This is a genomic window from Mycolicibacter acidiphilus, from assembly GCF_018455725.1.
Classification (GTDB): Bacteria; Actinomycetota; Actinomycetes; order Mycobacteriales; family Mycobacteriaceae; genus Mycobacterium; species Mycobacterium acidiphilum.
The window spans coordinates 1-16,732 of the sequence record NZ_JAHCLR010000038.1 but is presented as its reverse complement, the minus strand read 5'-3'; the positions used below and the strand labels follow the sequence as shown (position 1 = coordinate 16,732).

At 69.5% G+C, this 16,732-nt stretch carries 9 protein-coding genes; all 9 read left to right on the top strand.

The window, feature by feature from the left end; translation table 11 throughout:
• Positions 1-6: 6 nt before the first annotated feature.
• The 9 genes from KIH27_RS16515 to KIH27_RS16475 all read left to right on the top strand — a co-directional run bounded on the left by KIH27_RS16515 (position 7) and on the right by KIH27_RS16475 (position 16,662).
• Entirely contained in the window at positions 7-1,035 is a 1,029-nt protein-coding gene (locus KIH27_RS16515) for an esterase family protein (protein ID WP_214094053.1), read from the top strand.
• A gap of 165 nt (positions 1,036-1,200) precedes the next feature.
• Positions 1,201-2,100 carry an esterase family protein gene (locus KIH27_RS16510; RefSeq protein WP_214094052.1) on the top strand — a complete coding sequence of 300 codons (900 nt, stop codon included), beginning with the start codon at positions 1,201-1,203 and terminating at the stop codon, positions 2,098-2,100.
• Between the two features lie 102 nt (positions 2,101-2,202).
• On the top strand, positions 2,203-3,249 hold the full coding sequence (gene culp6 / locus KIH27_RS16505) for a carboxylesterase Culp6 (protein WP_214094051.1): 1,047 nt from the start codon (positions 2,203-2,205) through the stop codon (positions 3,247-3,249).
• A 305-nt stretch (positions 3,250-3,554) separates the two neighbouring features.
• A complete protein-coding gene (fadD32, locus tag KIH27_RS16500) occupies positions 3,555-5,465 on the top strand; it encodes a long-chain-fatty-acid--AMP ligase FadD32 (protein ID WP_214094050.1) in 1,911 nt (636 codons plus the stop codon).
• Positions 5,466-5,505: 40 nt separating this feature from the next.
• Entirely contained in the window at positions 5,506-10,827 is a 5,322-nt protein-coding gene (gene pks13, locus KIH27_RS16495; RefSeq protein ID WP_214094049.1) for a polyketide synthase Pks13, read from the top strand.
• Complete coding sequence (locus tag KIH27_RS16490; protein WP_214094048.1) at positions 10,827-12,380, top strand: acyl-CoA carboxylase subunit beta; 1,554 nt, start codon at positions 10,827-10,829, stop codon at positions 12,378-12,380. The genes pks13 and KIH27_RS16490 overlap by 1 nt, the downstream gene beginning before the upstream one ends.
• Positions 12,381-12,624: 244 nt before the next feature.
• Entirely contained in the window at positions 12,625-13,959 is a 1,335-nt protein-coding gene (locus KIH27_RS16485; RefSeq protein WP_214094047.1) for a PE-PPE domain-containing protein, read from the top strand.
• A 151-nt stretch (positions 13,960-14,110) separates the two neighbouring features.
• A complete protein-coding gene (locus KIH27_RS16480; protein ID WP_214094046.1) occupies positions 14,111-15,649 on the top strand; it encodes an MFS transporter in 1,539 nt (512 codons plus the stop codon).
• A gap of 128 nt (positions 15,650-15,777) precedes the next feature.
• Complete coding sequence (locus tag KIH27_RS16475; protein ID WP_214094045.1) at positions 15,778-16,662, top strand: type IV toxin-antitoxin system AbiEi family antitoxin domain-containing protein; 885 nt, start codon at positions 15,778-15,780, stop codon at positions 16,660-16,662.
• Positions 16,663-16,732 lie beyond the last annotated feature (70 nt).

Below are 16,732 nucleotides of genomic sequence, written 5' to 3'. Positions count from 1 at the left end.
CCAAGGATGAAGCTGGTTGACAGTTTGTCCCGGGCGGCGAAGGCAATGCCGCGCCGGCTCGTGGTCGCCGCCGCCGGCGCGGCCCTGCTGTCGGGGATGGTCGGCGTCGTGCAGACGGCCCCCGCGAACGCGTTCTCTCGGCCGGGCCTGCCCGTCGAGTACCTGGACGTGCCGTCCGCCGGCATGGGCCGGGACATCAAGGTGCAGTTCCAGAGCGGTGGCTCGGGTTCGCCCGCCGTCTACATGCTCGACGGCATGCGCGCGCAGGACGACTACAACGGCTGGGACATCAACACCCCCGCGTTCGAGTGGTACTACAACTCCGGCATCTCGATGGTGATGCCGGTCGGCGGCCAGTCCAGCTTCTACAGCGACTGGTACAAGCCGGCGTGCGGCAAGGCCGGCTGCCAGACCTACAAGTGGGAGACGTTCCTCACCAGCGAACTGCCCGCCTACCTCAACGCCCAGTACGGCGTGAAGCAGAACGGCAGCGCGGCCGTCGGCCTGTCGATGGCCGGCTCCTCGGCGATGACGCTGGCGATCTACCACCCGGAGCAGTTCATCTACGCCAGCTCGCTGTCGGGCTACCTGAACCCGTCCACCGGTAAGGGCTGGATCGGCATCTCGATGGGCGACGCCGGCGGCTACAAGAAGAACGACATGTGGGGCGACGACAGCGACCCGGCGTGGCTGCGCAACGACCCGACGGTCAACGTGGACAAGCTGGTCGCCAACAACACCCGGCTCTGGGTGTTCTGCGGCAACGGGCAGGCCAACCAGCTCGGTGGCGACAACATCCCCGCCGTGTTCCTGGAGAAGAACTTCATGATCGGCGCGAACAAGAAGTTCCAGGAGCTCTACACCGCGGCCGGCGGCCACAACGCCGTGTTCAACTTCCCGGCCTACGGCACCCACTCGTGGGAGTACTGGGGCGAGCAGCTGCACGCGATGCTGCCGGACATGCAGGCGTACCTGGGTGCCACCCCGGGTGGCGGCTCCACCGAGGGTGCTGACGGCGGCTCGGCCGCCGGCTGACCCCAGCGCAGACGCATCCGCCGACGGCGGCGACCTTCACCGGTCGCCGCCGTCGGTTTGTTTACCGCCTGTGCGCTTCCGCCGTGTGGTTGACTACCCACCGGGGCCGGGGCGGACGACCGGCGGTCTTTCAGACGACGAGTTGTGCCGACGAGCGAGGTGGGTATGAGCGGACTGCCGAGGCTGCTGCGGGTGCTGTGCGTGGCGGTGCTGACACTGGGCATGTGGGGCGGCGGCGTGCTCGCCGGGTCCGCCGGCACCGGGCAGGCCGCGGGGTTCGAGACCCTGATGGTGCCGTCGCCGTCGATGGGCCGCGACATCCCGGTGGCGTTCCTCGGGCAGGGGCCGCACGCGGTGTTCCTGCTGGACGCGTTCAACGCCAACCCCGACGTGAGCAACTGGGTGACCGCGGGCAACGCGATGAACACCCTCGCCGGCAAGGGCGTCTCGGTGGTGGCGCCGGCCGGCGGCGCGTACAGCATGTACACCAACTGGGAGCGCGACGGCAGCAAGCAGTGGGACACGTTCCTGTCGTCGGAGCTGCCGGACTTCCTGGCGGCCAACAAGGGGCTGGCGCCGGGCGGGCACGCCGTGGTCGGCGCCGGCCAGGGCGGTTACGCGTCGATGGCGCTGGGTGCGTTCCACCCGGACCGGTTCGGCTTCGTCGGGTCGCTGTCGGGATTCCTGCAGCCCTCCAACACCACCGAGACCGGTGTGATCACCTCGGGCCTGCAGCAGTTCGGCGGCGTGGACTCCTACGGCATGTGGGGCGCGCCGCAGCTGGGCCGGTGGAAGTGGCACGACCCGACCGTGCACTGCAACCTGCTGGTGCAGAACAACAGCCGGCTATGGGTCTACTCCCCGCAGGGTGGGGCGTCGGACCCGGCGGCGGTGCTCGGCGACACCGGTGAGATCACCGGCAGCGCCCGGTTCTTCCAGTTCCAGTACCGCCAGCAGACCGGCCACAACGCCCACTTCGAGTTCGGGCAGGGTGACCACGGCTGGGGTGCGTGGGCCGGGCAGCTCGGCGCGATGACGGGTGATCTGGTCGCCGCGATCCGCTGAGTGTGCGTTGACTCTGCGCCCACGGCGCGAAAGTGCGAGTGCGGGCCGCCGTAGGCGCAGAGTCATTGCGCCGACGGGCCGATCTGTACCGTGTTAGGCGATATGGCCAAGAAGAAGACGCGCAAGTCCGCACCGAGCAAGGCCGTCCGTAACCGGCGTCGCATGCTGGCCTGGGTGGCCGCCGGGGCGATGGCCCTGGTCGTCGCGCTGGTGCTGGTCGTGGTGGTGATCTGGATCCGGCACCCGGCGTCGCCGCCGATCGCCGAGCAGGCCCCGGAGGCGGTGCCGCCGACCGGCCCGTCGCACCGGCCGCACAAGCTGCGCCCCGCCGCCCAGGACGCCTCCTGCCCGGACGTGCAGCTGGTGTCGGTGCCCGGCACCTGGGAGTCGTCGCCGACGGACAACCCGCTCGACCCGACCGAGTTCCCGCGGGCGCTGCTGCTGACCGTCACCCGGCCGATCGCCGAGCAGTTCGACGGCGCGCGGGTGCAGACGTACACGGTTCCCTACACCGCGCAGTTCCGGAACCCGCTGGCCAACGACGGGCAGATGACCTACAACGACAGCCGGGCCGAGGGCACCCGCGCCACGGTGAAGGCGCTCACCGACATGAACGAGCGCTGCCCGCTCACCGGCTATGTGCTGGTCGGCTTCTCGCAGGGTGCGGTGATCGCCGGGGACGTCGCCGGCAAGATCGGCAACGGCGACGGGCCGGTCGACGAGGACCTGATGCTCGGCGTGACGCTGATCGCCGACGGGCGCCGCCAGGAGGGACCGAGCAGCGGTGTCGACGTCCCGCCGACCCCGCCGGGGCAGGGCGCCGAGGTGACCCTGGAGGAGTTGCCGATGCTGTCGGCGATGGGGCTGACGATGACCGGGCCGCGGCCGGGCGGCTTCGGCGACCTGGACAAGCGTGTCAACCAGATCTGCGCGGTTGGTGACCTGATCTGCGCGGCGCCGCAGGAGGCGTTCAGTATCACCAAGCTGCCGGAGACGCTGCAGACGCTGGCCGGCGGTGCGGGTCAGCCGGTGCATGCGCTGTACGGCACCACCGACTTCTGGAACCACGACGGTGAGTCCGCGACGCAGTGGACGTTGAACTGGGCGCACGGGCTGATCGCCGACGCGCCGCACCCGCCGCACAACTGAGACCCGGCGGTTCAGCGAGGCTCGACGAAGGAGAGGCGAAGCTGGGACCGGCGCATGAGGCCGGCGGTTCACCGCGAGACCGGGGTCACACCCGGTACCGTTTGATTTGGCATGCGTCCCGCAGACCTTTAACATTAAGAGAAATTTAAGAGCAGACGGTGCCGGTCGCCGGGTGCTCGATACCCCGTCGAACGGTGCCGGGAACCTCGCTACCATCTGTGGGGTCCTGGGAGCCGCGACGAACCGAAACGTGGGCGTGTGCGCCCGGTGACATACCGAACGCATGCGCGTGACAGGAGATCTGCATGGCCCCCGCAGCCCAGGCGGCGTACCGCAACCCGTTCGTCAAGGACGGCAAGATCCGCTTCCCGGACAATGCCAGCCTGGTCAGCACCGTTGAGCGCTGGGCCAAGTTGCGCGGTGACAAGGTCGCCTACCGCTTCCTGGACTTCGCCACCGAGCGCGACGGCATCGCCCGCGACATCTCCTGGGCCGACTTCGGCGCCCGCAACCGCGCCGTCGGGGCCCGGCTGCAGCAGGTCACCCAGCCCGGTGACCGGGTGGCGATCCTCTGCGGCCAGAACCTGGACTACCTGGTGTCGTTCTTCGGCATCCTCTACTCCGGCCGGATCGCGGTGCCGCTGTTCGACCCGGGCGAGCCCGGCCACGTCGGCCGCCTGCACGCCGTCCTCGACGACTGCACCCCGTCGGCGGTGCTCACCACCACCGACTCCGCCGAAGGCGTCCGCAAGTTCTTCCGCAGCCGCCCGGCCAACGCCCGGCCGCGGGTGATCGCCGTCGACGCGGTCCCCGCCGAGGTCGGCGCCACCTGGGTGATGCCCGAGGCCGACCGCAACGACGTCGCCTACCTGCAGTACACCTCCGGCTCCACCCGGACCCCGACCGGTGTGAAGATCACCCACCTGAACCTGCCCACCAACGTCGTGCAGCTGCTGGACACCCTGCAGGGCCGCGAGGGCGACCGCGGCGTCACCTGGCTGCCGTTCTTCCACGACATGGGCCTGGTCACGATCACGCTGTCCAGCGTGCTCGGCCAGCAGATGACGTTCATGAGCCCGGCGGCGTTCGTGCGCCGGCCGCACCGCTGGATCCGCGAGCTGGCCCGCAAGGAGGGCGAGACCGGCGAGGTCTACTCGGCCGCGCCGAACTTCGCGTTCGAGCATGCCGCCGCCCGTGGCCTGCCCAAGGAGGGCGACCCGCCGCTGGACCTGTCCAACGTCAAGGCGATCCTCAACGGCAGCGAGCCGGTCTCGGCGGCGTCGCTGCGCAAGTTCAACGAGGCGTTCGCGCCGTACGGCTTCCGCGAGGAGGCGATCAAGCCGTCCTACGGGCTGGCCGAGGCCACCCTGTTCGTCTCCACCACCCCGATCGGTGAGAAGCCGAAGATCATCCACGTCGACCGCGAGGCGCTCAACAACGAGAACCGCTTCGTCGAGGTGCCCGCGGACGCCCCCAACGCGGTGGCGCAGGCGTCGGCCGGCCGGGTCAGCGTCGACCAGTGGACGGTGATCGTCGACTACGACACCGCCGCCGAACTGCCCGACGGCCAGATCGGCGAGATCTGGCTCAACGGCAACAACATGGGCATCGGCTACTGGAACCGCGACGAGGAGTCCAAGGACGTCTTCGGCAACGTGCTCAAGTCGCGTCAGCCGCAGTCCCGCGCGGAGGGCGCCGACGAGGACGGCCGGTGGGTGCGCACCGGCGACTACGGCACCTTCTACGGCGACGACCTCTACATCACCGGCCGGGTGAAGGACCTGGTGATCGTCGACGGCCGCAACCACTACCCGCAGGACCTGGAGTACTCGGCGCAGGAGGCCAGCAAGGCGCTGCGCACCGGGTACGTCGCGGCGTTCTCGGTGCCGGCCAACCAGCTGCCGGCTGAGGCGTTCGACAACCCGCACTCCGGGCTGAAGTACGACGCCGAGGACTCCTCGGAGCAGCTGGTGATCGTCGCCGAGCGGGCCGCCGGCGCGCACAAGCTCGAGCAGCAGCCGATCGTCGACGACATCCGGGCGGCGATCGCGGTCCGGCACGGCGTCACCGTGCGCGACGTGCTGCTGGTCTCGGCCGGCGCCGTGCCGCGCACCTCCAGCGGCAAGATCGGCCGCAGCGCCTGCCGGGCCGCCTACATCGACGGCAGCCTGCGCGGCGGCACCACCGGGCCGAACGCCTACCCCGACCAGGTCTGAGTCCCCGGGTCCGACACAAACGATGAGCGAGGCACCGCATATGTCCGACGGCGACGACGCACGACTGCGCGGCACGGATCGGTCGGATCTGACCGTCGCCGAGATGCGGACCTGGCTGCGCAACTGGGTGGCCAAGGCCACCAGTCAGTCCCCGGAGAAGATCAACGAGACCGCCCCGCTGATCGAGCTGGGGCTGTCCTCGCGGGACGCGGTGGCGATGGCCTCCGACATCGAGGACTTCACCGGGGTGACGCTCTCGGCGACGGTCGCGTTCCGCCACCCGACGATCGAGGCGCTGGCGCAGGTGATCGTCGAGGGCGAGCCGGTTTTGGACGACAGCGCCGACGACGAGGACTGGTCGCGGGCCGAGGACAGCGCAGTCGACATCGCGGTGGTCGGTCTGGCCACCCGGTTCCCCGGCGACATGAACACCCCAGAGGACACCTGGGCGAAGCTGCTGGCCGGGTTCGACGCGATCACCGACCTGCCCGAGGGCCGGTGGAGTGAGTTCCTGGAGGAGCCGCGGATCGCCGAGCGGGTGGCGCGCGCCCGCACCCGCGGCGGATACCTTTCGGACATCAAGGGTTTCGACGCGGAGTTCTTCGCGCTGTCGAAGATGGAAGCCGACAACATCGATCCGCAGCAGCGGATGGCGCTGGAGCTGACCTGGGAGGCGCTGGAGAACGCTCGCATCCCGGCGTCGTCGCTGCGCGGTTCGGCGGTCGGGGTGTACGTCGGGGCGTCCAACAACGACTACAGCTACCTGGGCCTGTCCGACCCCGACGTGGCGCACCCGTACGCGATCACCGGCAACGCGCACTCGATCATCGCCAACCGGGTGTCCTACTTCTACGACTTCCACGGCCCGTCGATGACGATCGACACCGCCTGCTCATCGTCGCTGGTGGCGGCGCACTCCGGGGTGCAGGCGCTGCGCAACGGCGAATGCGACATGGCGGTGGTCGGCGGCGTCAACGCGCTGATCACCCCGCTGGTGACGGTCGGTTTCGACGAGGTCGGCGGCGTGCTGGCCCCGGACGGCCGGATCAAGTCGTTCTCGTCGGACGCCGACGGCTATTCGCGCGCCGAGGGCGCCGGCATGCTGGTGCTGAAGCGGGTCGACGACGCCCGCCGCGACGGCGACCAGATCCTCGCGGTGATCGCCGGATCCGCGGTCAACCACGACGGCCGCTCCAACGGTCTGCTCGCGCCGAACTCCGATGCGCAGGCCGCGGTGCTGCGCAAGGCGTACAAGGACGCCGGCATCGACCCGCGCACCGTCGACTATGTCGAGGCGCACGGCACCGGCACCATCCTGGGTGACCCGATCGAGGCCGAGGCCCTGGGCCGGGTGATCGGCCGCGGCCGCGCCGCCGACAAGCCGGCACTGCTGGGTGCGGTGAAATCCAATGTGGGACACCTGGAGTCGGCGGCCGGCGCGGCGTCGCTGACGAAGATAGTGCTGGCGCTGCAGCACGACAAGATCCCGCCGTCGATCAACTACGCCGGCCCCAACCCCTACATCGACTTCGACGCCGCGCGCCTGAAGGTGGCCGCCGAGGTGTCGGACTGGCCGCGGTACTCCGGCTACGCCGTGGCCGGGGTGTCCGGCTTCGGGTTCGGCGGGGCCAACGCGCACCTGGTGCTGCGCGAGGTGCTGCCGCGGGACGTGGTGGAGAAGGAACCGGTTGTCGAGGAGGCTGCCGAGGCGGCGGAGGCTCCCGTCGAGCATGAGGCGCCGCGGTTCGACGAGTACGGCGAGTTCATTCATGCGGAGGGTTCGGATTCGGACTCCGACGACGACTACCCGCTGCCGGGGCTGACCGAGCGGGCGCTGGAGCTGCTGGCGGCGGCACGGGCCGAATTGGCCGCCGGTGACCCGCCGAAACCGCTTATCCCGCTGGCGATTTCGGCGTTCCTCACCTCGCGTAAGAAGGTCGCGGCCGCCGAGCTGGCGGACTGGATCGACAGCGAAGAGGGCCGCGCCACCCCGCTGGAGTCGATCGGCCGGGCGCTGTCGCGACGCAACCACGGCCGTTCGCGCGCGGTGGTGCTGGCCCACGACCACGACGAGGCCGTCGCCGGCCTGCGTGCCGTCGCCGAGGGCAAGTCCAAGCCGAACGTGTTCTCCGCCGACGGCCCGGTCACCAACGGTCCGGTGTGGGTGCTCGCCGGATTCGGTGCGCAGCACCGCAAGATGGGCAAGCAGCTCTACCTGCGCGACCCGATCTTCGCCGAGTGGATCGACAGGATCGACGCCCTGATCCAGGACGAGCGGGGCGTGTCGATCCTGGAGATGATCCTCGACGACGCGGTCGACTACACCGACGAGACCGTCGAATTCCCCATCGAGGCCGTGCAACTGGTGATCTTCGCGATCCAGATCGCGCTCGGTGAGGTGCTCAAGGCGCACGGCGCCAAGCCCGGCGCGATGATCGGCCAGTCGCTGGGCGAGCCCGGCGCGGCCTACTTCGCCGGCGGGCTGTCGCTGCGCGACACCGTGCGGATCATCGTCCCGCGCGCCCGCCTGATGGGCGAGGGCGAGGCGATGCTGTTCGGCGAGTACATCCGGCTGATGGCGCTGGTCGAGTACTCCGCCGACGAGATCACAACGGTTTTCGCCGATTTCCCCGGCCTGGAGGTCTGCGTCTACGCCGCGCCCGGCCAGACCGTCATCGGCGGGCCGCCGGAGCAGGTGGACGCGATCATCGCCCGCTGCGAGGCCGAGGGCAAGTTCGCCCGCAAGTTCCAGACCAAGGGCGCCAGCCACACCGCGCAGATGGACCCGCTGCTCGGCGAGTTCACCGCGGACCTGCAGGGCATCGAGCCGCTGCCGCTGACCTGCGGCTACTTCTCCACCGTGCACGAGGGCAACTACATCCGGCCCGGCGGTGAGCCGATCCACGACGTCGACTACTGGAAGAAGGGGCTGCGGCACTCGGTCTACTTCACCCACGGGGTGCGCAACGCCGTCGACAACGGCCACACCACGTTCCTGGAGCTGGCGCCGAACCCGGTGGCGCTGATGCAGGTCGGATTGACCACGGCCGCAGCAGGTCTGCACGATGCGCAGCTCATCGCGACGCTGGCCCGCAAGGCCGACGAGGTCGACTCGATGACGATCGCGATGGCCCAGCTCTACGTGTTCGGCCACGACCTGGACATGCGGACGCTGTTCCCGCGGCACGCCGACGGTCCGGTCAGCCCGGACGAGTTCGCGCACATCCCGCCGACCCGCTTCAAGCGCAAGCCGCACTGGCTGGACGCGCACTTCTCCGGGGACTCCTCCGGTGTGATGCCGGGTGCGCACGTGACGCTGCCGGACGGCCGGCACGTCTTCGAGTTCGCGCCGCGCGGTTCCGAGGCGGACCTGGCCGGACTGGTGAAAGCCGCTGCGGCCGTGGTGCTTCCGGATGCCGCGGTGGTGGCGTCCGAGCAGCGGGCGGTGCCCGGCGAGGGGGCCCGGCTGGTGACGACGCTGACCCGGCACCCGGGCGGCGCGGCGGTCACCGTGCACGCCCGGATCGGGGAGTCGTTCACGCTGGTCTACGACGCACTGGTGGCCCGCGGCGGTGCTGCGGCGGTCCTGCCGGTGGCGGTGGGCGCCGGGGTGGCGGTCGCCGCTTCGGATTCCGTTGCCGCTCCGGTTGCCGAGCCGTCGGTCGATGATGCCGAGATCCTGCACGACAACCTGACCGCGGGCGCCGGGCTGGCCGCGCAGTTCGCCAAGTGGTCGCCGGACTCCGGTGAGACCATCGCCGACCGGCTCGGCGCGATCGTCGGCGGCGCAATGGGTTACGAGCCCGAGGACCTCCCCTGGGAGGTGCCGCTGATCGAGCTGGGCCTGGACTCGCTGATGGCGGTGCGGATCAAGAACCGGGTCGAGTACGACTTCGACCTGCCGCCGATCCAGCTGACCGCGGTGCGCGACGCCAACCTCTACAACGTCGAGGAGATGATCCGCTACGCGGTGGAGAACCGCGACGAGGTCGAGGCGCTGCACGAGCACCAGAAGACGCAGACGGCTGAGGAGATCGCCGCCGAGCAGGCCGGCATCATCGCCGCGGCGAAAGCGGCTGAGGCCGCGCAGGATTCGGCGCCGGCCCCGGCCGCGCCGGCCGCCGAGGCGCCGCTGCCACCGCCGCCCACCAATCCTGCCGGGCCGGCTGTTCCGCCCCCGCCCCCGCCCGCGAACCCCGCAGGCCCAGGTGATTCCGGCGTCAGCAAGGCGACCGCTGCTGCCGCCGCGGCCAAGGTGCTCACCTCCGAGGCGGTGACCGAGGCGCTCGGAGCCGACGTGCCGCCGCGCGACGCCGCGGAGCGGGTCACGTTCGCCACCTGGGCGATCGTCACCGGCAAGAGTCCCGGCGGCATCTTCAACGAGCTGCCGGCGCTGTCCGCCGATGCGGCCGAGAAGATGGCGGCGCGGCTCTCCGAGCGGGCCGAGGGTGTCGTCAGCGTCGAGGACGTGACGTCGGCGACGACCATCGAGGCCCTGGCCACGATCGTCCGCGAGCAACTCGAAGAGGGTGTGGTCGACGGCTTCGTCCGCACCCTGCGGGCGCCGAAGGAGGGATCGACGGCGGTGCCGCTGTTCGTGTTCCACCCGGCCGGCGGATCGACCGTCGTCTACGAGCCGCTGATCAAGCGGTTGCCCGCCGACACCCCGGTCTACGGCATCGAGCGGGTGGAGGGCTCCATCGAGGAGCGCGCCGCCGAGTACGTGCCGAAACTGCTTGAGCTGCACAGTGGACCGTTCCTGTTGGCGGGCTGGTCGCTGGGCGGGGCGCTGGCCTACGCCTGTGCGATCGGGCTGAAGCAGCACGGCGCCGACGTGCGCTACGTCGGGCTGATCGACGCGGTGATGCCCGGCGAGCCGATCGACCAGTCCACGGAGGGCATGCGCGCCCGCTGGGACCGCTACGCGCGGTTCGCCGAGCGCACCTTCAACGTCGAGGTTCCCGAGATCCCCTACGAGGAACTGGAGAAGCTCGACGACGAGGGTCAGGTGAAGTTCGTCCTCGACGTCGTCGCGCAGAGCGGGGTGCAGATCCCCGGCGGGATCATCGAGCACCAGCGCACGTCGTACCTGGACAACCGGGCCCTCGACACCGCCGACTACCAGCCCTACGACGGGCACGTCACGCTGTACCTGGCTGACCGCTACCACGACGACGCGATCGTCTTCGAGCCGGCGTATGCGACCCGTAAGCCCGACGGCGGCTGGGGCGAGTACGTTTCGGACTTGGAGGTGGTCCCGGTCGGCGGTGAGCACGTCCAGGTGATCGACGAGCCGTACATCGCCAAGGTCGGCGCACACATGAGCGAAGCCATCAACCGCATTCAAGGGGAGCAGGCGTAGTGACCAACAAGACCACCGCCGAACTGCTGGCCGATCTGCGCGAAAAGCTCGCCGTCGCAGCCGAACCCGGCGGCGAGAAAGCCGTCGCCAAGCGGGAGAAGAAGGGCATCGCGTCCGCCCGCGCCCGGATCAACGCGCTGATCGACCCCGGCACGTTCATGGAGATCGGCGCACTCGCCAAGACGCCGGGTGACCCCAACGCGCTCTACGGCGACGGCGTGGTCACCGGGCGCGCGCTGATCAACGGCCGGCCGGTCTGCGTGTTCTCCCACGACCAGACCGTGTTCCAGGGTTCGGTCGGCGAGATGTTCGGCCGCAAGGTCGCCAAGCTGATGGAGTGGGCGGCCAAGACCGGCTGCCCGATGATCGGCATCAACGACTCCGCCGGCGCCCGCATCCAGGACGCCGTGACGTCGCTGGCCTGGTACGCCGAACTGGGCCGCCGCCACGAGTTGCTGCGCGGCCTGGTCCCGGAGATCTCCATCATCCTCGGCAAATGCGCTGGCGGAGCGGTGTATTCGCCGATCCAGACCGACCTGGTGGTCGCGGTCCGCGACCAGGGCTACATGTTCGTCACCGGTCCGGACGTCATCAAGGACGTCACCGGTGAGGACGTGTCGCTCGACGAGCTCGGCGGCGCCGACGCGCAGGCCCGGTACGGCAACATCCACCAGGTCGTGGAGAGCGAGGCCGCGGCGTTCCAGTACGTGCGGGACTACCTGTCGTTCCTGCCGTCGAACACGTTCGACGACGCGCCGATCGTCAACCCCGGCCTGGAGCCGGAGATCACGCCGCACGACCTGGAGCTGGACGCGATCGTTCCGGACTCCGACAACACCGCCTACGACATGCACGAGATCCTGCTGCGGATCTTCGACGACGGCGACATCTTCGAGGTCGGCGAGCAGCGCGGCCAGGCGATGATCACCGCGTTCGCGCGCGTCGACGGCCATCCGGTCGGGGTGATCGCGAATCAGCCGATGCACCAGGCCGGTTCGATCGACAACGAGGCCTCCGACAAGGCGGCCGGGTTCATTCGGTTCTGCGACTCCTACAACCTGCCGCTGGTGTTCGTCGTCGACACCCCCGGCTTCCTGCCCGGTGTGGAGCAGGAGAAGGGCGGAATCATCAAGCGCGGCGGGCGATTCCTCAACGCCGTCGTCGAGGCCGACGTCCCGAAGGTGACGATCACGATCCGCAAGTCCTACGGCGGCGCGTACGCGGTGATGGGTTCCAAGCAGCTCTCGGCCGACCTGAACTTCGCCTGGCCGACCGCCCGCATCACCGTGATCGGCGCCGAGGGTGCCGCGCAGCTGCTGATGAAGCGGTTCCCGGACCCGACCACGCCCGAGGCGCAGCAGATCAAGAAGGACTTCATCGAGGGCTACAACCTCAACATGGCGATCCCGTGGACCGCTGCGGAGCGGGGCTACATCGACGCGGTGATCCAGCCGCACGAGACGCGGCTGCTGCTGCGCCAGTCGCTGCGGCTGTTGGTGGACAAGCAGAACGTCCACAAGGTCCAGCGGAAGCACGGCCTGACGCCGATCTAGCAACTCGCGTCCGCTTCGGTGGAAGCTGAACACTCAGATCGACTAACTCAGACGATTCACAGTGCGCCGTGACGGCATCACCGGTAGGGTTTGCTGAAATCGCTTGATTTCCAGGGATTTCTACCGCATCTCCGCAGGTCAATGAGTTCTAGCGTGAATTTGACATGTGTTGATGTGATTGAAATCATCCATGTTGATCATGTGATTCTCATCTTCTGCTTGGAGACGTGTCGAGGAAATGTGGATGTCTGACGCCGCCCCGCTGACGCCCGGAGCACCGGTCGGCATCCTCAAGGCGCTGGGCGCCGCAACCCTGGTGGCCGAGGTGATCGCCCCCGGATCGGTGCCGGCGGCCGCTCCCGTCCGGGCCGGCGTCACACTGACCGCCACCGAGGCCGCGGCGCCGGCCGGCGGGATCGCGTTGATCCTGGGGCCGAGCATGATCTCCACCCCGAGCCAGCAGTACGCCGACACCGTCGAGAAGCTCTACCTGGCGCCGAACGGCTTCACCGGCGAGACGCAGGTGCTGACCACGCCCGAATCCCCGTACTACCTCGACAGTTCCGAGGACGAGGGCGCAAAGATCCTCACCGCGAAGATCCAGAGCCTGATCGACGCGGGGCAGGTGAACGCCGAGAACCCGGTCACGGTCTTCGGGTATTCGCAGAGCGCGGCGCTGACGACGCTGGCCATGCAGCAACTGCACGCGGCGGGCGTGCCCAGCGAGGACGTGCACTTCGTGCTGGTCGGCGATTCGGCGAATCCCAACGGCGGCATGCTGATCGGGTTCGAGAACCTGCCCGGCTTGTCGCAGGTCCTCAGCGCCGGCGACGTCACGCTGGGCAACCCCACCCCGAACGATCTGTACCCCACCGACATCTACACGCTGGAGTACGACGGCTACGCCGACTTCCCGCGCTACCCGGTCAACCTGCTGTCCGACCTGAACGCGCTGATGGGCCTGACCACCCAGCACCTGGCCTACCTGGGGCTGACCGCGGACCAGATCGCCGACGCCACACCGCTGCAGACCGCGGCCGACGGCATGATCCACTCCTACATGATCTCCAGCGAGTACCTGCCGCTGCTGGTGCCGGTGCTGCTGATGCCGGTGATCGGAAAGCCGTTGTACGACCTGATGGAACCGGACATGCGGATCCTGGTGAACCTCGGCTACGGCGACATGGCCAACGGCTGGAACGACGGTCCGGCCGACGTCGCGACCCCGTTCTCGCTGGCCCCGCCGACGATCGACTGGACCGAGGTGTCCGCGGCGCTGGAGCAGGGCGCGAAGGACGGGTACGCGGCGTTCACCGCGGACCTGGCCAACCCGGCGACCTACCAGGTCGGCGACCTGACCGACAATCCCGCACTGGCGCACCTGATGGCCGCCGCGGCGGGCGCCGGGATCGTCGAGAACGCCCAGTCGATGTCGCTGAGCGAGGTGATCGGCGCCTTCCTGCACACGATCTCCGGGTCGCTGTCCGGCGCCGGGGTGGTCGCGCCCGGGTCCGCGCTGGCGGACCTGGAGTCGGGCGACGTGTGGGGTGCGCTGCTGGCCAGTCTCGGGCTGGCCTAGGTCACCGTCCCGCGGTCTCGACGCAGTATGCGTTCGATAACGCTTCAGCAACACCCGTCATACCCGCATCTGAGCAATTATCCTGTCCGGGAGGGGATCTCGGCCCCGGAGATGACGGGGAGGCAGCAGTGCGGCGCAGTGACGAGGCTCGATGACCTTACTGCTACCGGAGCGGAAGCGAGTCGCGCATCCGCCTAAACGTGACCCGATGCTGCGCCGGGCGATCCTGGCCTCCGCCGTCGGCAACGCCACCGAGTGGTACGACTACGGCGTCTACGCCGTCGTCGCCACCTACCTGACCGGCGCCTTCTTCCCCGGCGAATTCGGCAGTCTCGGAACCATGCTGGGATTCGCGGTGTCGTTCGTGCTGCGCCCGCTGGGCGGCATGGTGTGGGGGCCGATCGGCGACCGGTTCGGCCGCAAGTCGGTGCTGACGGCGACGATCCTGCTGATCGCGCTGGCGACCACCCTGATCGGTCTGCTGCCGACGTTCGCGATGGCCGGCTGGTGGGCGCCGGGTCTGCTGATCGCGCTGCGGATCGTGCAGGGATTCTCCACCGGCGGCGAATACGGCGGCGCCGCAACCTTCATGGCCGAGCATTCACCGGATGACAAGCGCGGCCGGTACGGCAGCTTCCTGGAGTTCGGCGCACTGGCCGGGTTCATGGCCGGCAGCGCGGTGGTGCTCGGGCTGGAGTCGCTGCTGAGCACCGAGCAGATGGCGGACTGGGGCTGGCGGGTGCCGTTCCTGATCGCGCTGCCGCTGGGCGGCGTCGGGCTGGTGCTGCGCAGCACGATGACCGAGACGCCGGTGTTCGCCGAATGCGCTGCCGTCGACGCCATCACCGGTTCCGCGCGTGACCGGCTGGTGGACCTGCTGACCAACTACACCCGCCCGATCGCGGTGATGTTCGTGCTGGTGTCGGCGCTCGGCTTCATCGACTACACGCTCACCACCTATCAGCCGACGTATCTGCATGCCACCGCCGGGCTCGACGAGCGCAGCCGGACGACGGTGATGCTGGTCGGCGAGCTGGTGATGATGCTGTGCATCCCGTTCGCCGGTGCCTGGTCGGACCGGATCGGCCGCAAGCCGCTGTGGCGAATGTCGTTGCTGGGCATGGTCTTCCTGGCGTTGCCGATGTACTGGCTAATGGGTCGCGGGGTGACGTACGCGCTGATCGGGTTCGTCGTGCTCAGCGTGCTGCTGGCGGCGCCGCTGGGCACGGTGCCCGCCATGTTCCCGGCGATGTTCCCGACCCAGGTGCGCTACGCCGGTTTCGCGATCGCCGACAACGCGGGCATTGCGCTGTTCGGCGGGACCGCCCCGATCATCGCCGACACGGTCATCCTCAAGACCGGCTGGGGGCTGTTCCCGGCGATCGGCCTGATGCTGGCCGCCGTCGCCGGCCTGGTCGCGCTGCGGTTTGCGCCCGAGACCGCCGGTTGCTCGCTGCGCGGCACCGACACTCCGGGCGTGCAGAGCGAACTGATGCGCGAACTGGAGTCGCTGATCGCCGGGCGGAGGCGTCCCGAGGTGTGGGCGGTGGACCGCTACGTGCGGCCGTGGGTGCGCGGCGACGACGCCGGCTCGCGGGTGCCGCAGCTCCCCGGCGTCGTCGGCCCGCGGATCCGGTCTGTGCCCCGGTCTTGTGCCGAGCGTGCCCCGGTTGCCGCCGAGCGTGCATAGCTGACCGGCATTTCCCCAGGTGGGGGTGGTGAGTTGTGCACGGCCGCGGGGAGGTGGGCCGGGGATATCCACAGAGTGGCGGCCGGGTGACTGCGACGGGCGGGGTGCAGCGCCGACGATAGGCGCCCATGAACCCGGAACTGACTGACCTTCTGCAACGCCAGGGTGGCGTCGTCACCCACGGCCAGGCCCTCACCCACCTCAGCGGGCGACGCCTGCGCTATGCGGTGGAAGACGGTGAACTGCACAAGATCTGGCACGGCATCTACGGCGACCGACCACCGGACACCGAATTGCGGCTCTGCGGCCTGGACCTGTTGACCGGGTGTCGCGTCGCGACGTGCCTGGGGACCGCCGCGGCGACGCATGGCTTCGACACCGAGGAGCGTGACGTGCTGCATGTGTTGAATCCCGTTGGGCGTCAACTGCGTCCGGTGCCGGGTCTGGTGGTGCACCGGCGCGACGGCGCCCCGCTGGTGATGGTCGAGGGCAGGCCGACCACCGCCCCGGCGTGGACCGCGATGGAGGTAGCCCGTGACCTGTGGCGACCGCGGGCATTTGCCACGCTGGGCGCCGCGCTACGCAGCGGAACGTGCGATGCGCAGGAGATGCAGGCAGCGGCGGAGGGCCAGGCCGGCCGACCGGGCATCGTCAAGGTCCGCGCCCTGCTGCCGGTGGTCGACCCCCGGGTGGAATCACCGATGGAAAGCGAGACGCACCTTGTGATGGTCGACGGCGGCCTGGCCCCACCGGAATTGCAGTACGAGATCGTCGACCGCAATTTCCAGACCTGGCGGGTGGACTTCGCCTGGCCGGAGTTCAAGGTCGCGGTCGAGTACGACGGCCTCGACTGGCACAGCGGCGTCGACGCGCTGGTGCGCGACCGGCGCCGGCGGGCGGCGCTGCAGGAGGTCGGCTGGGTGGTCGTCGCTGTGATTTACGACGACGTGCGGCGCCGGCCGCTGGAGATGCTGCGGCGCATCGAGGTGCAACTGGAGCGTGCCGCCGCCTGACCTCCTGCCGAGCGTGCAGAACTCACCGCCCCGACCGGGCTGTTGCAAAATCGGTAGTTAGGTGAGCTAT

Bases quoted from the DNA above. Each gene is read 5' to 3' on its own strand.
- KIH27_RS16515 (WP_214094053.1), top strand. From the start codon at position 7: ATGAAGCTGGTTGACAGTTTGTCCCGGGCGGCGAAGGCAATGCCGCGC.
- KIH27_RS16510 (WP_214094052.1), top strand. From the start codon at position 1,201: ATGAGCGGACTGCCGAGGCTGCTGCGGGTGCTGTGCGTGGCGGTGCTG.
- culp6 (WP_214094051.1), top strand. From the start codon at position 2,203: ATGGCCAAGAAGAAGACGCGCAAGTCCGCACCGAGCAAGGCCGTCCGT.
- fadD32 (WP_214094050.1), top strand. From the start codon at position 3,555: ATGGCCCCCGCAGCCCAGGCGGCGTACCGCAACCCGTTCGTCAAGGAC.
- pks13 (WP_214094049.1), top strand. From the start codon at position 5,506: ATGTCCGACGGCGACGACGCACGACTGCGCGGCACGGATCGGTCGGAT.
- KIH27_RS16485 (WP_214094047.1), top strand. From the start codon at position 12,625: ATGTCTGACGCCGCCCCGCTGACGCCCGGAGCACCGGTCGGCATCCTC.
- KIH27_RS16480 (WP_214094046.1), top strand. From the start codon at position 14,111: ATGACCTTACTGCTACCGGAGCGGAAGCGAGTCGCGCATCCGCCTAAA.
- KIH27_RS16475 (WP_214094045.1), top strand. From the start codon at position 15,778: ATGAACCCGGAACTGACTGACCTTCTGCAACGCCAGGGTGGCGTCGTC.